18 protein-coding genes are annotated in these 21,132 nt (G+C 57.5%); 7 read left to right on the top strand and 11 right to left on the bottom strand.

What is annotated here, in order from left to right; translation table 11 throughout:
• Positions 1–13: 13 nt before the first annotated feature.
• The 3 genes from ACR0MJ_RS06515 to metG form a co-directional block, all read right to left on the bottom strand.
• Entirely contained in the window at positions 14–3,151 is a 3,138-nt protein-coding gene (locus tag ACR0MJ_RS06515; protein WP_480760004.1) for an efflux RND transporter permease subunit, read from the bottom strand.
• Complete coding sequence (locus tag ACR0MJ_RS06510; RefSeq protein ID WP_170393332.1) at positions 3,151–4,332, bottom strand: efflux RND transporter periplasmic adaptor subunit; 1,182 nt, start codon at positions 4,330–4,332, stop codon at positions 3,151–3,153. The genes ACR0MJ_RS06515 and ACR0MJ_RS06510 overlap by 1 nt, the downstream gene beginning before the upstream one ends.
• A gap of 291 nt (positions 4,333–4,623) precedes the next feature.
• Positions 4,624–6,342, bottom strand: a complete 1,719-nt coding sequence (gene metG, locus ACR0MJ_RS06505; RefSeq protein ID WP_480760001.1) for a methionine--tRNA ligase — start codon at positions 6,340–6,342, stop codon at positions 4,624–4,626.
• Positions 6,343–6,551: 209 nt separating this feature from the next.
• Between metG and ACR0MJ_RS06500 the strand changes: the two genes are divergently transcribed.
• The 3 genes from ACR0MJ_RS06500 to ACR0MJ_RS06490 all read left to right on the top strand — a co-directional run bounded on the left by ACR0MJ_RS06500 (position 6,552) and on the right by ACR0MJ_RS06490 (position 10,110).
• A complete protein-coding gene (locus tag ACR0MJ_RS06500) occupies positions 6,552–7,478 on the top strand; it encodes a hypothetical protein (protein ID WP_480759999.1) in 927 nt (308 codons plus the stop codon).
• Positions 7,479–7,684: 206 nt separating this feature from the next.
• Positions 7,685–8,401, top strand: a complete 717-nt coding sequence (locus tag ACR0MJ_RS06495) for an OB-fold-containig protein (protein WP_170393710.1) — start codon at positions 7,685–7,687, stop codon at positions 8,399–8,401.
• 35 nt (positions 8,402–8,436) lie between these two features.
• Complete coding sequence (locus tag ACR0MJ_RS06490; RefSeq protein ID WP_480759996.1) at positions 8,437–10,110, top strand: flotillin family protein; 1,674 nt, start codon at positions 8,437–8,439, stop codon at positions 10,108–10,110.
• 31 nt (positions 10,111–10,141) lie between these two features.
• Here ACR0MJ_RS06490 and ACR0MJ_RS06485 read toward each other — a convergent pair whose 3' ends face one another.
• The 7 genes from ACR0MJ_RS06485 to ACR0MJ_RS06455 all read right to left on the bottom strand — a co-directional run bounded on the left by ACR0MJ_RS06485 (position 10,142) and on the right by ACR0MJ_RS06455 (position 17,066).
• Entirely contained in the window at positions 10,142–11,365 is a 1,224-nt protein-coding gene (locus ACR0MJ_RS06485; protein WP_480759994.1) for an MFS transporter, read from the bottom strand.
• A gap of 80 nt (positions 11,366–11,445) precedes the next feature.
• Positions 11,446–12,042, bottom strand: a complete 597-nt coding sequence (locus ACR0MJ_RS06480; RefSeq protein WP_480759992.1) for a YceI family protein — start codon at positions 12,040–12,042, stop codon at positions 11,446–11,448.
• Positions 12,039–13,253, bottom strand: a complete 1,215-nt coding sequence (locus ACR0MJ_RS06475) for an MFS transporter (RefSeq protein WP_170510795.1) — start codon at positions 13,251–13,253, stop codon at positions 12,039–12,041. Before ACR0MJ_RS06475 ends, ACR0MJ_RS06480 begins: the two co-directional genes overlap by 4 nt.
• Positions 13,254–13,296: 43 nt before the next feature.
• Complete coding sequence (locus tag ACR0MJ_RS06470) at positions 13,297–13,923, bottom strand: hypothetical protein (RefSeq protein ID WP_170393325.1); 627 nt, start codon at positions 13,921–13,923, stop codon at positions 13,297–13,299.
• A 49-nt stretch (positions 13,924–13,972) separates the two neighbouring features.
• Entirely contained in the window at positions 13,973–14,554 is a 582-nt protein-coding gene (locus ACR0MJ_RS06465; protein WP_170405245.1) for a TIGR02281 family clan AA aspartic protease, read from the bottom strand.
• Positions 14,555–14,595: 41 nt separating this feature from the next.
• The gene (locus ACR0MJ_RS06460; protein WP_170393323.1) at positions 14,596–15,216 is read right to left on the bottom strand and encodes a MarC family protein; all 621 of its coding nucleotides are present in this window, start codon (positions 15,214–15,216) and stop codon (positions 14,596–14,598) included.
• Entirely contained in the window at positions 15,213–17,066 is a 1,854-nt protein-coding gene (locus ACR0MJ_RS06455; RefSeq protein ID WP_170405248.1) for an ABC-F family ATP-binding cassette domain-containing protein, read from the bottom strand. Before ACR0MJ_RS06455 ends, ACR0MJ_RS06460 begins: the two co-directional genes overlap by 4 nt.
• A gap of 105 nt (positions 17,067–17,171) precedes the next feature.
• Between ACR0MJ_RS06455 and ACR0MJ_RS06450 the strand changes: the two genes are divergently transcribed.
• The 3 genes from ACR0MJ_RS06450 (at position 17,172) to rpiB (ending at position 19,469) form a co-directional block, all read left to right on the top strand.
• Positions 17,172–18,374 (top strand): multidrug effflux MFS transporter, encoded by a 1,203-nt coding sequence (locus ACR0MJ_RS06450; RefSeq protein ID WP_170405251.1) that lies wholly within the window; start codon positions 17,172–17,174, stop codon positions 18,372–18,374.
• A gap of 104 nt (positions 18,375–18,478) precedes the next feature.
• On the top strand, positions 18,479–18,901 hold the full coding sequence (ndk, locus tag ACR0MJ_RS06445) for a nucleoside-diphosphate kinase (RefSeq protein ID WP_008757405.1): 423 nt from the start codon (positions 18,479–18,481) through the stop codon (positions 18,899–18,901).
• Between the two features lie 118 nt (positions 18,902–19,019).
• Positions 19,020–19,469, top strand: coding sequence for a ribose 5-phosphate isomerase B (gene rpiB, locus ACR0MJ_RS06440; RefSeq protein WP_480759983.1), 450 nt, complete (start codon positions 19,020–19,022; stop codon positions 19,467–19,469).
• Here rpiB and ACR0MJ_RS06435 read toward each other — a convergent pair.
• Entirely contained in the window at positions 19,466–19,813 is a 348-nt protein-coding gene (locus ACR0MJ_RS06435; RefSeq protein WP_170405257.1) for a TfoX/Sxy family protein, read from the bottom strand. The two genes, rpiB and ACR0MJ_RS06435, sit on opposite strands and share 4 nt — an antisense overlap.
• Positions 19,814–19,905: 92 nt before the next feature.
• Between ACR0MJ_RS06435 and ACR0MJ_RS06430 the strand changes: the two genes are divergently transcribed.
• Positions 19,906–21,129, top strand: a complete 1,224-nt coding sequence (locus ACR0MJ_RS06430; RefSeq protein WP_480759981.1) for a cytochrome P450 — start codon at positions 19,906–19,908, stop codon at positions 21,127–21,129.
• The last annotated feature ends 3 nt before the right edge of the window (positions 21,130–21,132 follow it).

Raw genomic sequence — 21,132 nt, 5'->3', positions numbered from 1 at the left:
TTCAATGCCGGCCCTACGCAGCTTCCTCTGACGGTTCCGGATCGTTCTTGCTGCCTTTGACCCACTCGCGCAGGCTCTGCATCACGGCGTAGAGCACGGGAACCAGAATCACCCCGAACAGCGTCGCAGCCAGCATGCCGCCGAACACGGCGACGCCGATGGCCTTCTGGCTGGCAGCTCCGGCCCCGTTCGCGGCCAGCAGGGGAACCACGCCCAAAAGGAAGGACAGGGCGGTCATCATCACAGCGCGGAAACGCTGATATGCGGCTTCGGCCGCGGCCTCCTTGATTGACAGCCCCTTGGCCCTTTGCTCCATCGCGAATTCGACGATCAGAATCCCGTTCTTTGACGCAAGCCCGACAAGCATGATCATCCCGATCTGCGTGTAGAGGTTGATGTCGCTGCCAACGATCGCCACCGCTGCGACGGCACCGAACAAGGCCACGGTCACCGACATTAGGATCGAAACGGGCATCGTCCAACTTTCATATTGGCCGACAAGGAACAGGTACCCAAACAGGATCGCCAACCCAAGGATCACCACGACCAGACCGCCCGAGGCCAGCTGCTGCTGCGCCGTTCCGGTCCATTCGTAGGCATAGCCGGGGGGCAGGGCGGTCGCCGACTCCTCGGTCATGACATTGATGGCGTCCCCGGTGGAGAGCCCCGGTGCCGGAACCGCTGTCACAGTGGCCGAGCGGAACAGGTTATGCCGCTTCAGCAGGACCGGACCCAGCACGTTCTCGATATCGATCAGCGTGCCCAGCGGTACCATCTCACCCTTGTTGGAACGCACGTATAGCTCTGAGATATCGTCGACTTTATTCCGGTACGAGCCTTCGGCCTGGATCATCACGCGGTAGACACGACCAAACAGGTTGAAGTCATTTACGTAATACGAGCCAAGCTGCGCTTGCATGGTCTGGAAAATCTCGGCCACCGAGACTTGCAGGGTTTTGGCCTTTTCCCGATCTAGATCGACAAACAATTGCGGCACGTTCGCGCGGAAAGTGGTATAGGCTTGCGCAATCTCAGGCCGCTGGTTTGCGGCATAGACATAAGACCCAACGGCCGAGGCCAGATCCTGCGGCGAGCCGCCACCGGTCTGCTGCACTTCCATTTCAACCCCTGCAGACATACCAAGGCCCTGAATGGGTGGCGGGTTGAACGCAACAATTGACGCCGCAGATTCACCATATGCAATTGCCAGAACCTGGTTCAGGATCGCATCCGCGCTGAGCTCGGGTTCCTGCCGCTCTTCCCAGTTGGTCAGGTTGACAAAGATGGCTGCGCCATTGGTAGTGGTCCCGTTCAACAGCGAGAACCCATTGACCAGAACGGTACTGGATACGCCGGAGATCTGTTGAATCTGTTCATCGATCCGCGCAGAAACCGCCTCGGTCCGTTCAAGCGTCGCCGCATCGGGAAGCTGGATATCAACGAACAGATATCCGTTGTCCTCCAGCGGAATGAACCCTTTGGACGTGTTGCCCATAATGGTCCCGGTGCCCGCTGCGAATGCCGCAATGATCCCCAGCGAAATGACCGGCAGGATCAGTAGCTTTCGCACGATGGCGACATAGCCGCTGCGCATTCCGCCGATAAATTTCTCGAACACGGCCAGCAACCCTTTTGGCGGCCCCGAGCGCGCCTGTAGCACAAGCCCGCACAAGGCCGGTGAAAGGGTCAAAGCGTTGATCGATGAGATCACAACAGCGGTCGAGATTGTAACGGCAAACTGGGAATACAATCGTCCGGATATGCCGGGCATGAACGTCACCGGCACGAACACGGCCAGCAGTACCAACGTGGTTGCGATCACGGGGCCGGTGATCTGACCCATGGCCTTGCGGGTCGCCTCGGCAGGGGAAAGGCCTTCGTCGGCGATGATACGCTCAACGTTTTCCACCACAACGATCGCGTCATCCACAACGATCCCGATGGCCAGCACAAGCGCGAACAGAGAGATTGTGTTCAGCGACATGCCAAAGGCCAGCAGGAAGGCAAATGTCCCGATCAATGAGACCGGAATTGCCACCGCCGGAATGATCGTCGCCCGCCAACTGCCAAGGAAGATGAACACAACTGTGATCACCAATATGAATGTCAGGATGAGGGTCGAGACCACGTCATTGAGCGACTGTTCCACGAAATCCGTCGTATTGAATGGAACATCGTATTCGACATCTGTGGGAAAGGACCGTGACAGGCGCTCAAGTTCGGCCTCAACACGTTCGGACACCGCAAGGGCGTTTGCGCCGGGGGCCTGATAGATGCCGATAACGGTCGCAGGAACGCTTTCGAAATAGCCCGAGGCGGAATAGAACTGCGCCCCTAACTCGACGCGCGCAATGTCTTTGACGCGCACAATCGCACCGGCTTCGCCTGTACGGATTACAATATCTCCGAATTCATCGGCCGAGGTCAGGCGGCCTTTGGTCTTGATCGTATACTGAAAGGTCTGCCCTTCAGGTACAGGCGGTGACCCGATTGAGCCCGCAGAGACCTCGATATTCTGTTCGCGGATGGCATTGATCACATCACCCGGAGTGATTGACAGCGCGGCCATCTTGTCCGGATCCATCCAGATCCGCATGGCGTATTCCAGATTGGTCAGAACATCCGCTTTACCCACGCCCTGAACCCGCGCCAGCGCGTCTTTCAAGTTGATTGAGGCATAGTTCGACAGGAACACACTGTCATATGTGCCATTGGGCGAGGTCAGCGTGACCAGCAACAACATGTTGGTTGACGCTTTTTGCGTGACAACCCCCGATGAGGTCACCTCGGACGGCAGCGATGCCATCGCCTGTGCCACGCGGTTTTGCACGTTTACCGAGGCGATATCGGGATCGGTGCCCACCTCAAACGTGACGTTCAACGAGTACGAGCCGTTATCCGATGAAGTCGACGTCATATAGATCATGTCGTCCACACCGTTGACCTGCGCCTCGATCGGGGCGGCGACGGTGTTTTCCACGGTTTCGGCATTTGCACCTGTATAGGTGGCCGTTACGCTGACCACCGGGGGGGTAATGTCGGGAAACTGCGCAACCGGCAGAACCAGATACCCGATCCCGCCCAATATGGTCAGGACCAGCGAAATGACAAGCGCCAGCTTGGGCCGGCTGATAAACAGGGCTGAGAACATCAGTTATTCTCCGGCTGCTCGGACGCAACGACTGCATCAACGGCGACGCCGGGGCGCACGCGTTGCAGGCCTTCGACGATGACGCTTTCGCCTTCGCGCAGGCCATCTGTGACGATAATCGCCGAGTCCACGGTATCTCCGGTTGTGATGTAGCGCTGTTCAACCATCTGCTTGTCATTGACGACCAAAACGAATTCGCCGCGCTGATCACGCTGCAGCGCTGCTTGAGGGATCAATACCTGCAGCGTCGGCTCAAGCGCTTCGATCTGAACGTTCACGAAGGCACCATCAACGAGCAGACGCTTGGCATTGTCGAATTGAGCCGTGATCGTAATGGCGCCGGTCAGTGGATCAATGCGGTTGTCGACAAAAATGATTTCGCCGGTTTCATCCAGCTCAGTACCATTCGGCAGAGTCACATGAACATTCGGGCTTTGGCTGCTTTCAGCTAGCGTGGCCGGGTCTTCGCCAAATTGTTCAAGAACCGACGTGAACTGCTTCTCATTCAACGAAAAATTCACATAGATGGGGGCTTCGCTGACCAGGGTGACAAGCGGCGGATTGTTGGGGCCCACAACATCACCGACACTGGTTTCCACGCGGCCGATGCGGCCCGAAAACGGGGCGTGGATCTGTGTGTAGCTCAGATCAAGCTCGGCTTGTTGGATCGCTGCATTGGCGGCTTTGACCTCGGCCTCGGCGACCAGTTCATTGGCTCGGGCAATGTCACGTTCTGATTCCGGTGTAGCGTCGCGCTTATACAGCTCTTCCTTGCGGGCGAGATCGACTTTGGCCAGTTCAAGGTTTGCCTGCGCCCGATCCAGATCGGCTTTACGCGCCTCAAGCGTGGCTTCGTAAAGATCAGGTTCGATCGTGAATAGCAGGTCATCCTCATTCACCGGAGAGCCATCGTCGACGTTCTGGCTGTCCAGGAAACCACTGACGCGCGCGATAATATCGACCTTGTCGATTGCCTCGGCCCGTCCAATGAAGGTGGCCTGATCGGTGATCTCTTCGGTATAAGCTGCGGCGATCGACACCTTGGGCGCAGGGGCATCACCCTGATCCTGCGCGACCGCTATCTGAGGCAGGCTGGAACATGCAAACAAAGCGGCAGAAACGCCTAGTGCCCTGAAATAGCCGCGTGGGCGGAGTGCTGGCTTCTTAAATGCAAGGGACATGTTGGCGCCTCGTTCAAAGTAAAGATTGCACAACCGGGCAACAGAAACCCCCGGATGAGTCGATTGATTTTATAGGCAGGATGGCGGGTTTGACGCAGTTTCTCAAGCGTGTTGAGGTAATGCGTTGGCAAGAATCGACCCGAAATTTCTTTCCAGTCTGCAGACTTAGCCTGCATCCGCAGGCGTTTACCTGCCCGATGACAATAGGGGCGGGCGAATTTTCTCTGCCAAAAACCAGCAGCGGAGAGGCTTCAGGGCTCCGCTGCGGCATTCATAAATCGAATTTTGTTGTTATTCACGCGTTCCCGCAAACCGATTCTGCCAGTCCTCGCGCTGTTCGTCCGTGATTTTGGCAAACAGCACGTCGGGAACCGAAAATTCATGGCCAGCGGGCAGGGCGCGCAGCGCGGCATCGACATCTTCGGGCCAGCTGGTATCGAGTGTGTTCATCGCACTAAGCATTTTTGCAGACGCATCCGGAATAAACGGCGCGCTCAGAACTGCATAGAGGCGGATCAGGTTCAGCCCCAGCCGCACCTGCGCCGCAGCCTGCGCAGGATCTTCCTTAAAGGTTGACCATGGTGCGGCAGCCTGCAGATACTCGTTGCCCGCGACCCAGATCGCACGCAGCTCTTGCGCGGATTTGCGCACTTCCATCGCTTCCATGTGGCCTTCGTAGGCACGTACTCGGCTAGTAAGCTCAGCAATCAGGGTCTGTTCACGTTCGCCATACGCACCACCTTCGGGCACTGCTTCACCGAATTTCGAGCGGCAGAACTTAGTGATCCGGCTGACAAAGTTACCCAGAACATCCGCAAGATCTTTGTTCACCGACTGCTGGAAGTTCTCCCATGTGAACTCGCTGTCGCTGCTTTCTGGCGCATGGCTCAACAGCCACCAGCGCCAGTAATCGGCGGGCAGAATGTCCAGCGCCTGATCCATGAACACTCCACGGCCCTGTGAGGTCGAGAATTGGCCACCGTCATAGTTCAGGTAGTTGAATGATTTCAGGTGGTCGACCATCTTCCAGGGCTCGCCCGATCCCAGAATGGTGGCCGGGAAAGACAGGGTGTGGAAGGGCACATTGTCCTTGCCCATGAACTGAACGTAACGCACATCTTCTGCGCCTTTGTCGGTGCGCCACCAACGTTTCCAATCGGCATCAGACTTACCATTGGCGTCGGCCCATTCCTTGGCGCAGGCGATGTATTCAATGGGGGCATCGAACCAGACATAGAAGACTTTGCCTTCCATGCCGGGCCAATCTTGATCACCTTTCTTGACTGGTACACCCCAATCCAGATCGCGGGTAATGCCGCGATCCTGCAGGCCGTCGCCATCATGCAACCATTTCTTGGCGATCGAGGTTGTCAGGATCGGCCAGTCTGTCTTGCTGTCGATCCACGCGTCCAACTGATCTTTCATTGCGGATTGACGCAAATACAGGTGCTTGGTCTCACGCACCTCAAGATCGGTCGAGCCGCTGATCGCGCTGCGGGGCTCAATCAGGTCGGTCGGGTCTAGCTGCTTGGTACAATTTTCGCACTGGTCGCCGCGTGCGCGATCATAGCCGCAATTGGGGCAGGTGCCTTCGATATAGCGGTCGGGCAGAAAACGGCCATCGGCGTTGGAATAAACCTGCTTTTCGCTGACTTCCCGGATCAGCCCGGCCTCATCCAGTTTGCCAGCGAAATGTTGGGTCAGTTTACGGTTCTGATCGCTGGACGAGCGGCCAAAGTGATCAAAGCTCAGGCCAAAGCGCTTGGCGATATCGGCCTGTACTGCGTACATGTCAGCGCAATATTCAGCTACCGGTTTGCCCGCTTTGGCGGCGGCCAGCTCGGCCGGGGTGCCGTGCTCGTCGGTTGCACACAGGAACATGACCTCATTGCCCCGGCCGCGCTGATAGCGAGCGTACAGATCGGCAGGCAATTGCGAACCGATTAGGTTGCCGAGATGTTTGATCCCGTTGATGTAAGGGATCGCCGAGGTGATGAGAATTCGGGCCATAATGCGCTTCCACGTATCTGTCTGCGCGCCCGTCTACCTTATGTGGCCAGTAAGCAAAAGCCCGCATTCATACCCGCTTGAATTTAACGGGTATTACCACGCGACTTCGTGCATTCCCTGGAGTTTGTGTCGCGTTCGTCAGCGATTTCGCCCCGTGCGTACCAATGGTGTATGATGATCAGGAGAACCCAGCTTAGGGGAATTTCATTATGCAGAGTTTATGGATGGGCTGCTGTGCCGCCGTTGCAGCTATTGTATTTACCGCCAGCGCCATCGCCGACCAGAGCGCCACAGATGATCCGGTGCATGCTTTTGACCACGCTATGCTCTCGATCTTTCACCGTGGCCAGGATGCGCTGACGGCTGAAACCCGGCCCGTCATGATTATCGCACGTGATGTCACAGTCATGACCGAAGACGGAGAGGCGAGCTATCCAAGGGATGCGCCAACCTATCAACATCTGAAGTCCACGTCGCACGTTGTGTTGGGATTGATCGGGGCGGTGACTCCATGGCCTGATGAAAATACCGATGATGAGCGCTGGAAGGCGGAGTTTGCAATTATCATCAATGAGATAGATGTATTTCTTGCGACATTGGGCGGACTGGGCATGACCGAGGGCGACTTGGCGAGCCAGCGCAAAATGCTCGAAACAGCCCGGGCATTTGCTCAAGGTGCACTCGACAAGGATCAGATCACACGTGAAGCGGTTTCGCAGGTGATCAACGACATGCGGCCCATCTGGGCAGAGAATATGGAGAAATCTGCACGTGCGGAGTTGAACGCACTTCATACCGCCGTGTCCGATGCACGCGCAGCCATAAGCGAAGAGGAGTGGGCCAAGATGTATGTGGTGCATCACGGCGGCTCCAGCGTCAAAGACGTCAATGTCGTGCTACTGTACCTACAGCGCGTGATGCCGGAAAAGGTTGCTGCCGGGCAGGTTCTGTTCGCTGAGAACGCACACGGGAACGACGCGTTGGCTGGATACGCCGGATACGTTCGAATGCAGAGGCATGTTGGTGCATGGGTGTTCGGAGACCCTGAACGGATGCGGGTTGACCTGCTGGGATATGAGGCGGGATCAATCCTGGATGAAATGATCCCGGCACCACCGCCAAAGCCCACCGATTAGAGAATTACTCCAGCAGGTGTGAACAGGTAATACGTTTCGCACGGGCGAAAGAAATTGAGCTTAATGTCATGGTTGCAGATTGTAACTGACATTTGGATGTAAATAACCTCAGGTTGAAACACAGAATCACAACCTCTTGAAATTGTAGCAATGACTTCCCATTTGTAGTGTATACAAAAGTATACAATAACGAGGGCAATCTGCTGATGTTTGACTTTTTACTAGAGGGCGCATTTGTGCCCTTTACCTTGGCGCTTGCGCTTCTGTTCGGTCTTCTGGGCCTTGAACTGATCGCATTGGTTTTCGGGGGAAGTCTTCTGGCAGGCGAGGGCGAGGTTGATCTGGACATGGTCGACGCGCCCGATCTGGACGTCGTCGACTTTGATCTGGATATCGACGCCGACATCGATCTGAGTGACTTGGAACTGGCCGAAATTGAAACCGATGTGCCTGCGGCTACGCCCGTCGGCCCGTTTGGCTGGTTGGGCATTGGCAAGATGCCATTCATGATCTGGCTCGTTGTGCTGCTGGCTGGTTTCGGCCTGAGTGGCATAGGCCTGCAACTGGCGCTGCGTGATCTGCTGGGCTTTGACTTACCTGCATGGTTGGCCGCGATTCCGGCCGGAGTATTCGGCCTATGGTTCGCACGTGGCTTTGGTGGTGTCTTCGCTCGCCTCCTGCCCAAAACCGAAACCGAAGCGATGTCGGAACGGATGCTGGCCCGCCGCCGTGGCGTGATCACTCAGGGTATCGCATCGCGAGGCCGTCCAGCCGAAGTCCGCGTCATGGATCGCTTTGGCAACACGCACTACCTGCGCGCAGAGCCGTTGCAGGACAAAGATGCGCTGGAGCAGGGAACAGAAGTCCTTGTTCTGCGTGATCGACGGCGCGACCGGTTCGTTCTGGTTCGCATGTCAGTTTAACCAAAAAATCTTAACCCCAATCCGGAGGATATTGCATGGAACTATCATTCCTGGCCGTTACAGTTGTGACTATTTTAGCCGTACTCTTGTTCATAGGCCTTGTACTTGGCCGCCTTTATCGACGCGCCACGCGCGAGATCAGCCTAGTGAAAACCGGCGCGGGTGGCAAAAAGGTCATTATGGATGGCGGCGTCATCATCGTACCGTTGCTGCACGAAGTCAGCCCGGTCAACATGAAGACTCTGCGCCTTGAGGTGCAGCGCAGCGGTGAGGCCGCGCTTATCACCAAAGACCGGATGCGTGTCGACGTGGGTGTCGAATTCTACGTCTCGGTGATGGCGACTGAAGAGGGCATCGCGCGCGCCGCGCAAACGCTGGGTGATCGCACCTTTGACGTCGAGCAACTGCGTGAGATGATCGAAGGCAAGCTGATCGACGGTCTGCGTGCCGTGGCCGCTCAGATGACCATGGATGGTCTTCATGAAAACCGCGCCGACTTTGTGCAAGAGGTGCAGAATGCGGTGTCCGAAGACTTGCTGAAGAACGGTTTGTCGCTGGAATCCGTCTCGCTGACTGCGCTCGACCAGACGCCGTTTGAAGCGCTGGACGAGAACAACGCCTTTAACGCCGTGGGTATGCGCAAGCTGGCCGAGGTGATTGCCATATCCAAGAAAGAACGCGCGCAGATCGACGCCGAGGCCGAGGTTGAGGTGCGTCGTGCGGCGATGGAAGCGGAGCGTCAGAAGTTGCTGATCGAACAGGACGAACAGCAGGCGCGCATCGAGCAGGCGCAGAAGGTGGAAACTCTTCGTGTGGCGCAAGAGGCGGAGATCGCTGCGCGAACTGAAGACTCGGTACGCGAAACCGAACGCGCCCGGATTGCCCGTGAAGAGGCCATTCGTTCCGCCGAGATTGAGCGCGAGCGCAAGATCCGCGATGCTGAGATCGCCAAAGAGCGTGAGATCGAAGTGGCGGAACAGGAACGCCAGATCATCATCGCGCAGAAATCCGAAGAGGAAAGCCGTGCGCGCGCATCCGCCGATCTGGCTCGAGCCGAGGCGACCAAAGCAACCGAAGCCGTGGCAACGGCGCGCGAAGTGGCCGAGGCCGAGCGTCAGAGGCAGATTGTTCTGATTGAAGCCACCCGTGAGGCCGAACGCCAGGCCACCGCGATCCGTTTGTCAGCGCAGGCCGAAAAAGAGGCCGCCGCAGACCGCGCCGAAGCCCGCCGCGAGGAAGCGCAGGCCGAAGCAGACGCGTTGAACATTCGCGCCGAGGCCAAGAAGAACGACATGCTGGCCGAGGCGGAAGGTAAGCGTGCGATCGTAGAGGCCGACAATGCCCTGTCACCTGAGCAGATCCGGATGAAGGTCGACTTGACCCGCATTGAAACCATGCCCTCGATCATCTCGGAAATGGTCAAACCGGCCGAAAAAATCGACTCGATCAAAATCCATCAGGTTGGTGGGATCGGAGCTGCCAATGGTGGTGGTGTTTCAAGCGGTGAAAAGCCGGTTGTCAATCAGGCGTTGGATTCGATCATGGGAATGGCCGTGCAGATGCCAGCGCTCAAGAAACTGGGCGAAGAGCTTGGCTTGTCCATGGAGAACGGCGTCGGGGGCGTGGTGAACGGTGCGCTTGAGAGCACCGTGGATCCAGATGAGGTGGTCGACGTGGTCGAGGGCCATGGGCCAGCGGTCCAGCAGTAAAACAGAAGGGCCGGGATTTCCCGGCCCTTTTTCATTGCTTTTCGCGAGAACCCTTGAGCAGCCTGCCGATGGTAAAGGATGTGCGCGGAGCATAGACATAATTCGTCCGTTTCTCGGGCGTCGGGCGCGAGCGCATACGGGCGAGGCCAAAAACAATAAGAAACACATGACCCAATGCAACAAAAGTAAACAGGGCTCCAGGGCCGAATTGCTGGATCAACGTGGATGAGATGTAGGGCGATGCAATCGCCCCCAGCGCGTACCAGAACATCAAGGCCGCTGCCAATTCAACGCGTTGTTCGGTCGTGGCAAAATCATTCGCATGCGCCGAGGAAACCGAGAAAATCGGAAACGTGGTCAGGCCAAAGAACCCGGCGGCCAGCATAACGCCGACCGTTCCAGTTCCGCTAGCCAACATCGTGACACCGCAGCTTAGCACCGCTGCCACGGATAGCCAGATCAGCACCCAGCGTCGATCATACTTGTCTGCGAGCCAACCCAAGGGGTACTGGGCCAGTGCGCCGCCCAGAACGAAAGAGGCCAGAAAGAATGCAATCTGATCTACGCCCAGTCCGACCTCCTGACCGTATACCGGGCCGACCATGCGCAATGATGCCGAACTGAGCGCAGCCACGATAACGCCCGCCACAGCCAGTGGTGAGCTGTGCCAGGCCAGCTTGGGGCGCAGGCGCGGGGTGTCCGGTGTCTTGGGTTGGCTGGCGCGAGTTAGGGCCAGCGGCAAGATCGATGCACAGCATAGGATCGCAAGCAGGTTGTATGAAACGTAAGAGGCGGGTGGCAGAACAGCAATGATAAGCTGTGCACAAAGCGAGGCCCCCATATCGGCGATACGGTAGGTACCCATCGCGCGCCCACGGGTTTCGTTGGTGACCTTGGCGTTCAGCCAAGCCTCGATCACGGTGTAACAACCTGCGACACAGGTGCCCGACGCGATACGCAGCGCGGCCCAGACATAAGGGTTTTCAGTCAGCGTATGCCCCAGCAACCCCATCGCGCCCAAAGCGGTGCAGACCGCAAATGCGCGCGAGTGCCCGACACTGCCCATAAGCCGCGGAGCCCACCAGCAACCAACAAAGAACCCAATGAAGTGCGATGACCCCAGCAGACCGATCTGTTCGGTCGAAAAATCAAGCGTCAGCCCCGAGATTGCATCCAGCGGACCAACACCGCCCGTTGAGAGCTGCAGCAGAATGACCGAAAGAAAGAGGGCGGCAAATGAAATGATCGTACGCATGATAGGTGCAACTTGACCTTGTCGCCACGAAATGCGCGCGCCTAATCGACGCCCTGACGTCGTTTTTTGCCTTTTTGTGGTTAATCCTGCCGGATGATTTCGGCGTGGATGTCCAGGCCGATCGTGGGTTGTACAAGATCAGGATATCCAGACGCGCCAAACTCATTTCGATTGATCGCCCCCTCTAGCCGGATGGACAGGGTGTCCAAATCATCCACCGCGCTTCCCGGTCTCCGATACAGATTGGCGCTCAAAGTCACCGGACGCGTGATACCGCGCACTGTCAGATCGCCGGTCACGGTTGCACCTTCCGAGATACGGCCAGTGGGTCCCAGCTGAATCTTAGTCGTGATGAAACGGATGGTGGGGTATTGGGCAGCGTTCAACACACCTTTTCCCAACATCGGACCTCGGGCAAATGGTAGGTTCGTCCGCGCCCGGGCCACGTCCAGCACGACATCGACCCGGCTGTTTTGCAAGCGATTGGTATCAATCAGAATTTGGGCCGACTGTACTGGCATCGTGCCCGTCTGAAGCGCGCCGGACAAATCATAGGTGAAGCCAACGGAACTGCGCGATGCTGCCAGCGCATATGGGGTGAGGGCGGCCATCGCTGCCCGTGCCATTGGTAACGCGCAAAGGCTTGCAATCAGGCTGCGTCGGGTAAGGTTCCTCATGCCATCGCCGTGCGACCGCGCGGGCGCGAGCGTTTCATGAGCATCAGCACGATTGCGATGTTCAGCCCGTTCCAAAGGATGCCATTGATGAAAGCAAGCTGATAACTGCCAGTCACGTCATAGATCCAGCCCGACATCCAACCACCCAGAGCCATGCCGAGGATAGTCATCATCATGACAAAACCCACGCGCGCACCGGCCTCTTGCGGGGGCATATATTCACGTACAATCAGCGCGTAGCTGGGGACGATACCACCCTGGGCCAGCCCGAATAGCATGCTGACGACATAAAGCGAAACCATCCCATCATAAGGGAGAAACAGGAACAGAGCGATACATTGCAGGACCGAGCCGATCAGCAGTGTTGAAAGCCCTCCCAACCGGTCCGCGACAAGCCCCGAGATGATGCGGCTAACCACGCCGCCCAACAGCATCAGAGACAGCATCTCGGCACCAACGGCCGGGCCATAGCCCAAGCCCACACAATAGGAGACAATATGGACCTGGGGCATCGACATGGCCACGCAGCAGCCGATACCAGCCAGCCCGAGGATGTACTGCAGGGCGCGGGGTGAAAAGCCGACGCTTTGTGCTTTGACCTGTGCTGCCGCTGCTGCCGTGCCATGCGCCTCGACGGGGACCTGTCTGCGCAAAAGCAGGGACAGAGGAATGACGGCGACCAGGGTGATGACGGCGAGACTCAGATAGACCTGCTGCCACCCATCGCGCTGCAGAATGCCCGACAGCAGCGTGGGCCATATCGCGCCAGACAGGTAGTTGCCACTGGCCACCAGTGCCACAGCAATCCCTCGCCTGCGCATGAACCAATGCGAGATATCGGCGATCAGTGGTCCAAATCCGATTGACGTACCGAGCCCCAGCAGAAGATGCGCAACCGACAGCAGCGCGATATTCGGCGCAAGGGTTGCCAGCAGATAGCTTACCGCACTCAGCACAGCGGCGCCGATCAACGCCATTGTCACGCCCAGTCGGTCCACCAGCTTGCCCAGCCACATGTTGCCGAAGGCAAAGCCGATCATGGCGAGCGTATAGGGCATCGACGCTGCGGCTCGGTCCGCGCCAAACTCGGCCTCGATGGCGGGCATGACGACGATCACAGCCCACATGCCCACATTGACCACGGTTGCGATGGCCAGGGTGATCAGCAGGCGAAGCCACGAATATCGGCTGTCATGGATCGGGTGTGTCATGCCGGCACGCTAGGGGGCAAGTCCGGTTTTGGCCAGTCACAAGTTATGTGATCATCGGGGCGTCTTCGGATTTGATCTGCTTTAACTGCAGTCCGCAATGAGGAGCAGCCCGCGTCACGTGCCAACTGGCCGGGGGCAGGGCGCGGGCGCGGCGGCGGGTCAGACACCAACTGCAGGCCTCGTCCCGATAGGTGGGCACCATATGCCAGCGCGTCTCAATCCCCTGTGCGCCACCATCGTCAGGCGTCAGCAGTAGCCCCAGCGGGGCCTGTCCCGATATGCCGCCCTGTTCGGCAGCCAGATGCATCCGCCGGACCGGGGTCAGACCCGGCGGGCCGGGCAAATCGCCAATGACCAACGGGGCGGCACCGCTGCGCAAGGCTTCTTCCATGCACCACAACAGGTCTTCGGGTTTGTCAGGGCGGATCAGCAGAAACCGGGACGGATCGGCAAAAGGCAGCATGCCCTCGGGATGCAGCTGCGCCACCTCCCAAGCCGGGGCAATCCACATCACTGGCCCTTGAGTCTGCGCCGCCACCCACAGAGCAAAGCTACGCCGGGCAGGGCCGCAGGCTTCGTGTACACGGGCCAGTTGCAGACTGATCTGTGGGTGCAGGGCCACCCCGGGTGGGGTGCGCGCGGGCTTGCGGCCAAGAAGATTGGTGGACATGCTGATCAAATTAGCATGTTCTCATTTTGTTCTCAATTGGGGAATGCGGTCAACGCGACAGGATTAGACGCCCATCTGCGAACTGGATGTTCGAAAAGCGGTGCAGATACGCCATCCCTAGCAAGGATTGACCCAGATCGCCTTCATTGACTGAGGCCAGGATATCGCGATCGGTGATGGGGCCCAAAGACAGGCTGTCCAGCCGAACCGGCGCTGTACGCACAATGCCATTGGCCGTCGAGGCGCGGCCGAGATAGTTCAATTGATCCGTATCGATTCCAATTCGTTCGGCATCTTTCGGGCTGATGACGATATTGCTGGCCCCGGTATCGACCAGAAAGGTCACCGCTGTGCCATTCACCAGCATTGGTAAATAGTAGTGTCCATCATAAGAGCGGGGCACTTCAATCCGCTGATCGGTCACAGTCAGTTGCGGGGTCGGGCTGACGGTTGAACGGATGTCATCCCACAATCCGACAACGGCAATGACACCGATAAAGATAAACACCCAAGCCGCGACCTGCTGCATGGTTTTGCCCAAAGACTGACGGTTCTGAGTGATAAACCACATCAACAGGGCCGCACCCAGCAGAACCAGATAGGTCAAGCGCCCAATATCGTAGCCGTCCATTCAATCACCCGAAATCAGTTTTCTCATACCAATATGGTGTTTCACGAGGCGAAACCAAAGGCTTTGAGGCCATCAAGAATGAACTGAACCGACAGTGCGGCCAGCAGCATACCCAGCAGCCGTGTCAGCACGTTCAGCCCGGTTTTACCGAGAATACGGGCGATCATGCCGCCGGCCAGAAAGAACACAAATACAACCAACATGACGGCAAGCATAACAGCGCAGGCCGCTGCGATCCCAGGGACGCCCGGGTTTTGTCCGGCCAAAAGAATGATTGTTGCGATCGATCCAGGGCCCGCGATCAGGGGTATGGCCAGAGGGAACACCGAAGGGTCAGAATGATCTTCTTCCTCGGCGCGGTCCTCGCGGCGTTTGGTACGGCGGTCGAACAGCATGTCCAGCGCAGTCAGAAACAAAAGCGCGCCACCTGCAACGCGGAAGGCTTCCATCGAGATGCCGACGAATCCAAGAACCGCTTCACCAAAAGCGGCAAAGGCGATCAGGATGAAAACCGCGGTCAGGCAGCTGCGAATGGCAATCTTACGGCGTGTGGCCGCATCCATGTCCTGCGTCAAGGCAACGAAAATTGGCGTGGTTCCGAAAGGGTCGATCACCACAAACATCGTGGTGAAAGCCGTTATGAAAAAGGCCATGTCGATCATGCTGCGCTCTCTGCCTGTTCCAACCGTTCTGCGGCGGCGACCCATAGGGCTTCAGCCTTTTGCATGGCTTCGACCACCTCGGCGAATTTGCGGTTCCAGGTTTCCAGATCGTTGATCCGGTCATCTTCATAAAGCGCCGGATCGGCCAGCTTGGCAGAAAGCTTGTCGTGCATATTGGTCAGTTTCTCGACCCGGTCTTCGCATTTGCGCAGATCCGCACGCAGGGCCAATACGGTCTCGCGTGACGCACGTTTGGGTTTGGGCGCCTGTAGTTTATCTTTGACCGGTTTCTCGCGGGCCAGCAAAAGAGCGCGATAGGCCTCAAGATCGCCATCGAATGGCTTCACGGTGCCATCCGAGACCAGCCATAGCCAATCAGCGACAAGCGACAGTAGGTGCATGTCGTGGCTGACCAAGATGACCGCGCCGGAATAGGCAGTCAGCGCCTCGACCAGCGCTTCGCGGCTTTCGATGTCCAGATGGTTCGTCGGCTCGTCTAGGATCAGCATATGCGGCGCGTCGATGGTGGCGATCAGTAGCGACAAGCGCGCCTTTTGTCCGCCCGACAGGCGACCGACCAGCGTTTCTGCCTGATCCGCGTTCAATCCGAACCCCGCCAGACGCGAACGCCACTTGCCGGGCGCCTCATTGGGGCGTAGGCGGCGCAGGTGATCCAATGGTGTTTCGTCAACATGCAGCTCATCCACCTGATGCTGCGCGAAATAGCCGATGCGCAGCTTGGAGCTTCGGGTCATTTTACCTGCCATCAGGGGTAGGCGGTCAGATAGCAGTTTTGAAAGGGTTGACTTGCCCTGACCATTCTTGCCCAGCAGAGCGATGCGATCATCCTGATCAATACGCAGGTTCAGTCGTCGCAGAACCTCGGTATCACCATAACCGGTCACGCCTCCTTCAAGCTGAATGATCGGTGGCGACAGCTCTTCTGGCTCGGGGAATGAAAAGGCGCGCAAAGCCGCCTCTTGTGGAGTTGAAACCAGTTGGATGCGCTCGATCATCTTCAAACGAGACTGGGCCTGTACGGCCTTTGACGCCTTATAGCGGAAACGATCCACGAAACTTTGCAGATGTGCGATGCGGGCCTTGGCCTTGGCGTTTTCCGACTCTGCTTGTGCCAGACGTTCAGCGCGACGTTCGGCAAACTTGTCGTAGGGAACCGCGTAATATGTCAGCTTGCGATCTTCGAGATGCAGAATTGATCCGACGGCGCGGTTCAACAACCCCCGGTCGTGGCTGATGATGATGACGGTGTGAGGGTATTTGGCCAGATAGCTTTCAAGCCACAACGCACCTTCTAGGTCCAGATAGTTGGTCGGTTCGTCCAACAGCAACAGGTCAGGCTGCGAAAACAGTACGGCCGCCAGCGCCACCCTCATGCGCCATCCGCCCGAGAAATCCGAACAGGGTTTCAGCTGATCCTCATCGTCAAAGCCCAGTCCTTTGAGGATCGAGGCTGCCCGAGCCTCAGCCGACCAAGCATCAATATCAGCCAGCCGTGTCTGGATTTCAGCAATGCGGTCCGGATCTATTGCGCTGTCTGCTTCGGCCATCAATGTGCTGCGTTCCACATCCGCGGCCAGAACCGTGTTGATCAGCGAGACATCCGAGGACGGCACTTCCTGCGCCACGCCCCCGATCCGCGCGCGTTTTGGCAGGGATATATTGCCTGATTCAAGCGACAGCTCGCCCCGGATCAACCGAAAGAGCGTCGTCTTTCCGGTACCATTGCGCCCGACAAGGCCGACCTTGTGGCCATCGGGAATGGTCGCACTGGCCCCGTCGAACAGAGGACGGCCTTCAACGGCGTAGGTGATGTTCTCGATCCGTAGCATGAGCCGCTCTTACCAGAGCATCCAAACCGCCGCCAGAGGTCGCCATGTTCAATTCAGAAGCGATGTGTTAGCGCTGTTCCGGTTCGTCCTCCAATTGGTTTCGCTATGCGTGCGGCTCAATCTCCTCCGACCCTGATAACGCTGATCTTTGCAACGGCGCTCTCGGTTCTGACACTGAACATGTTCCTGCCGTCGCTGGCGCATATGAGCGAAGATTTCGGCGTGGATTATGGCCTGATGAACGTGGCCGTCGCAGGGTACCTATTTGTCTCGGCGGTCTTGCAGTTGATCGTCGGGCCGCTGTCGGATCGCTACGGGCGAAGACCTGTCTTGTTGATCGCGATGGTCATATTTGTCGCCGCTTCAATTGGATGCGTCTTAGCCGAGTCAATCTGGGTTTTCCTTTCGTTTCGGATGATTCAGGCGGCGGTGGTGGCCGGGCCGGTGCTGTCGAGTGCTTCGATCCGCGACCGATATCCACCAAACGAGGCCGCCAGCAAGCTGGGCTATGTCGCAATGGCCATGGCACTGGCACCGATGCTTGGGCCAATGCTAGGTGGCGCGCTGGATATGCTTTTTGGTTGGCGGGCCGGGTTCGTGCTGTATTCGCTGCTTGGGGCAGGGGTGCTGTTGCTGCTTTGGGCTGACATGGGTGAAACCAACACCAACCGCTCGTCGACTTTCGCGGCGCAGATGCGGGAATACCCGCATTTGTTCCGCGCGCGTAGGTTCTGGGGTTACGCCTTATGCGCCGCGTTCTCCATCGGCGGTTTTTTTAGTTTTATCACCGGCGCGCCATTGGTCGCCGCAGCCTGGTTCGACCTGAGCCCAGCAATGCTGGGTCTGGGCATCGGTATCATCACGGGCGGGTTTATGGTCGGCAACTTTGTCACCGGGCGCATCGCAAAGCGCACCCAGCTGACGACAATGATCTTGTTCGGTCGGGTAGTGGCGTCGGTTGGGCCATTTTGCGGGCTGCTGCTGTTCATCGGCAATATGGGCTCGGTCTGGGTGTTTTTTGGATCCGCCATCTGCGTTGGTTTCGGAAATGGTTTGACCAATGCAAATGCCTCGGCCGGGGTGATGTCGGTACGTCCGAAACTAGCCGGCAGCGCGGCTGGATTATCAGGCGCCTTGATTGTGGCACTGGGGGCTGTCTTGACCATGATGACCGGGACGTTTGTAAGCCCTGAAAATGGGCCATATCTGGTGCTGAGCATGATGTGCGGCAGCAGCTTTGCTGGTCTTTTGGCAGTGCTCTATGTCCGCCGGTTGGATCGTACCGACCCACTGCCTGAGGCGATCTGAGCGATAAACGATCATAACGCTTTTCATGAGACAAATACCATGTTAGGCGGCGCGCGATGGATTTCGGCGCGAGGATCGCGCCCTTAAGTCAAGGAGAGGCCAATATGGCACTGGAACGCACATTCTCGATCATCAAACCCGATGCAACCCGCCGCAACCTGACTGGCAAGATCAATGCCAAGTTCGAAGAAGCTGGCCTGCGCATCGTTGCGCAAAAGCGCATCCACATGACCAAAGCTCAAGCTGGCAAGTTCTATGACGTGCACGCCGAGCGTCCGTTCTATGACGAACTGTGCGAATTCATGTCGTCGGCCCCTGTTGTTGTTCAGGTTCTGGAAGGCGAAGGTGCCATTGCCAAGAACCGTGAAGTCATGGGCGCAACAAACCCCGCAGACGCAGCACCTGGCACCATCCGCGCCGAGTTCGCTGAATCGGTCGGTGAAAACTCGGTCCACGGTTCGGACGCACCGGAAACTGCCGCGGTTGAGATCGCCTACTTCTTCTCGGGCATCGAACTGGTCGGCTAATCGGGCGTCAGATCACAGCTTTAGGCCGTACCCTACATAGGGTGCGGCCTTTCTTATTAGGGCAGGATTCAACAGTGTCTGTCCGCATTGCTTTGGTTGACAGGAGTGAAACGCCGTCATGAGCACAAACAAACGCATTGTTCTTTCCAGTGATCACGCAGCAATCGACCTCAGGCAGGCCATTGCTGCTTACGTTGAGGCCCAAGGTTGGGAGGCCGTGGATATCGGCCCGACGACTTCGGAAAGCACGCATTATCCTGAACACGGAGCTGCTGCCGCGCGCCTGGTGGCTTCGGGTGATTGTCGCTTTGGTATCATCCTGTGTGGCACCGGGCAGGGCATCATGATGGCGGCGAACAAAATCAACAGCGTCAGATGTGGTGTTTGCAGTGATGTCTTTTCGGCCCAGATGATCCGTCAGCACAATGACGCAAACATGCTCTCGCTGGGGGCGCGGATTCTCGATGAAAAGCAAGCACTGGAAATCACGGCTGCTTTCCTGACATCCGAATTTGAAGGTGGTCGCCACGCAACGCGGGTCGATATGATCGGGGCGCTCGAAGCCTAGTCTGCCGCCAAATCCTTGGCTGAAATTCGCACGCCCAAAGCATCAAGATCGGCAATCATCTGATGCTTTGGCGTTATGCTGACTCCGGCTTTGATCGCATCGAACCGTTCGCGCAAGGCCTTCTTTTCCTCGCCCTTGCAGTCATTCCAGGGGCGGCCTTGCAAGCCCATGACCAATACATAATAGCCGATGAAATGAGGGCGCGTTCCGGCCTGTAGCAGGCGCGTATAAGCCTCGTCTGCTCCCAACGCTCGCAACTCCTGAGCTGTCATAATGCCCGCACGTGCGCAGGCTTGCTCGAATGCCGGGCCAAGATTGCGGATGGAGGAGATTGGATCAGACATGCCTTGTCTTATCCCGCCCGATGCGGCCTGTCACCCGCTCAAGGTTGTTTGCAGCTTCCCTTTCCGCTACCCAAGCGTTGGAGGGGCCAAGAATGAACGATCTAAGCCTAGAGAATGTCGCGCAAAATCTGGACCTGATGAACCCGCCCGTGGGGTTTGTCGACGACCCGTTCCCCTTTTACGATGCTCTGCTTGAGCATGCGCCAATATTGCGGCAGCCGGACGGTTCCATGTTGTTGTCGCGCCATGCGGATCTGGATGCCATTTATCGCAACACGACGCTTTATTCCTCGGATAAGGAGGCGGCGTTTGGCCCTAAATTCGGTGTTGGCTCGCCGCTGTTCGAACATCATACAACGTCATTGGTGTTCTCCGATCCGCCGCTGCACACGCGGGTGCGCAAGATCATGACCTCAGCCCTGACGCCCCGGGCAATCGCGCGTATGGAGCCGGGTCTGATCGAAACCGTTGATGCGCTGCTGGATGATATGGCGGGCAGGGGACGGGTTGATCTGATTGCGGATTTTGCCTCGACCATTCCAATCCAGATCATCGGCAATCTGCTGGATGTACCGATGGATGAACGCGCGCCTCTGCGCGATTGGTCTCTGGCTATCCTTGGTGCTTTGGAACCCGCTTTGACGGAAGCTCAGCTGGAAAAGGGTCACACTGCTGTTCGCGACTTCAAAACTTACCTTAGGGATCTCGTCGCCCGTCGTCGCGCAAAACCGGGAGATCCGGAAACAGATGTTCTGACACGTCTGATCCGTGGCGAAGGCGCGGATGAGATGCTGAGCGAGATTGAGCTTCTGCAAAACTGCATCTTCATACTGAACGCGGGCCACGAAACGACCACCAATCTGATCGGCAATGGGCTGGCGCTGCTTCATGACTATCCAGAACAACGCCAAAGACTGTTGGAAGATGGCGAATTGATTGCTCCGGCGGTTGAAGAGGTCTTGCGCTTTCGGTCGCCCAACCAATTTGGCAACCGGGAAACTACGGCGGACGTTGAAATCCGAGGACATCAGATCGCCAAAGGAACGAACCTGCATCTATGTATCGGGGCAGCGAACCGTGATCCCGAGGTGTTCACCGACCCGACCCGGTTTGACATCACACGCAAGCCAAACAGGCACCTAGCTTTCGCAGGCGGGCCGCATGTCTGCGTTGGCCTGACTTTGGCGCGTCTTGAAGGTCGTGTTGCATTGGGCCGGTTGTTGAATCGTTTTCCCGATTACCAGATTCAAGGAAAACGGGTGCAGGGTGGTCGCATTCGCTTTCACGGATACGCTTCCTTGCCTGCAGTTATGTAATTT

Source organism: Ruegeria sp. C6, from assembly GCF_056537625.1.
The sequence above is the reverse complement of the archived record's forward strand: the minus strand, read 5'-3'. Positions and strand labels throughout refer to the sequence as shown.

Excerpts from the sequence above, each read along its gene's own strand:
- ACR0MJ_RS06475 (WP_170510795.1), bottom strand. The coding sequence starts at position 13,253 with ATGACACACCCGATCCATGACAGCCGATATTCGTGGCTTCGCCTGCTG.
- ACR0MJ_RS06515 (WP_480760004.1), bottom strand. The coding sequence starts at position 3,151 with ATGTTCTCAGCCCTGTTTATCAGCCGGCCCAAGCTGGCGCTTGTCATT.
- ACR0MJ_RS06450 (WP_170405251.1), top strand. The coding sequence starts at position 17,172 with ATGCGTGCGGCTCAATCTCCTCCGACCCTGATAACGCTGATCTTTGCA.
- ACR0MJ_RS06490 (WP_480759996.1), top strand. The coding sequence starts at position 8,437 with ATGGAACTATCATTCCTGGCCGTTACAGTTGTGACTATTTTAGCCGTA.
- ACR0MJ_RS06435 (WP_170405257.1), bottom strand. The coding sequence starts at position 19,813 with ATGTCTGATCCAATCTCCTCCATCCGCAATCTTGGCCCGGCATTCGAG.
- ACR0MJ_RS06460 (WP_170393323.1), bottom strand. The coding sequence starts at position 15,216 with ATGATCGACATGGCCTTTTTCATAACGGCTTTCACCACGATGTTTGTG.
- ACR0MJ_RS06485 (WP_480759994.1), bottom strand. The coding sequence starts at position 11,365 with ATGCGTACGATCATTTCATTTGCCGCCCTCTTTCTTTCGGTCATTCTG.
- ACR0MJ_RS06470 (WP_170393325.1), bottom strand. The coding sequence starts at position 13,923 with ATGTCCACCAATCTTCTTGGCCGCAAGCCCGCGCGCACCCCACCCGGG.
- rpiB (WP_480759983.1), top strand. The coding sequence starts at position 19,020 with ATGAGCACAAACAAACGCATTGTTCTTTCCAGTGATCACGCAGCAATC.
- ACR0MJ_RS06495 (WP_170393710.1), top strand. The coding sequence starts at position 7,685 with ATGTTTGACTTTTTACTAGAGGGCGCATTTGTGCCCTTTACCTTGGCG.
- ACR0MJ_RS06500 (WP_480759999.1), top strand. The coding sequence starts at position 6,552 with ATGCAGAGTTTATGGATGGGCTGCTGTGCCGCCGTTGCAGCTATTGTA.
- ACR0MJ_RS06465 (WP_170405245.1), bottom strand. The coding sequence starts at position 14,554 with ATGGACGGCTACGATATTGGGCGCTTGACCTATCTGGTTCTGCTGGGT.
- ACR0MJ_RS06430 (WP_480759981.1), top strand. The coding sequence starts at position 19,906 with ATGAACGATCTAAGCCTAGAGAATGTCGCGCAAAATCTGGACCTGATG.
- ndk (WP_008757405.1), top strand. The coding sequence starts at position 18,479 with ATGGCACTGGAACGCACATTCTCGATCATCAAACCCGATGCAACCCGC.
- ACR0MJ_RS06510 (WP_170393332.1), bottom strand. The coding sequence starts at position 4,332 with ATGTCCCTTGCATTTAAGAAGCCAGCACTCCGCCCACGCGGCTATTTC.
- ACR0MJ_RS06480 (WP_480759992.1), bottom strand. The coding sequence starts at position 12,042 with ATGAGGAACCTTACCCGACGCAGCCTGATTGCAAGCCTTTGCGCGTTA.
- ACR0MJ_RS06455 (WP_170405248.1), bottom strand. The coding sequence starts at position 17,066 with ATGCTACGGATCGAGAACATCACCTACGCCGTTGAAGGCCGTCCTCTG.
- metG (WP_480760001.1), bottom strand. The coding sequence starts at position 6,342 with ATGGCCCGAATTCTCATCACCTCGGCGATCCCTTACATCAACGGGATC.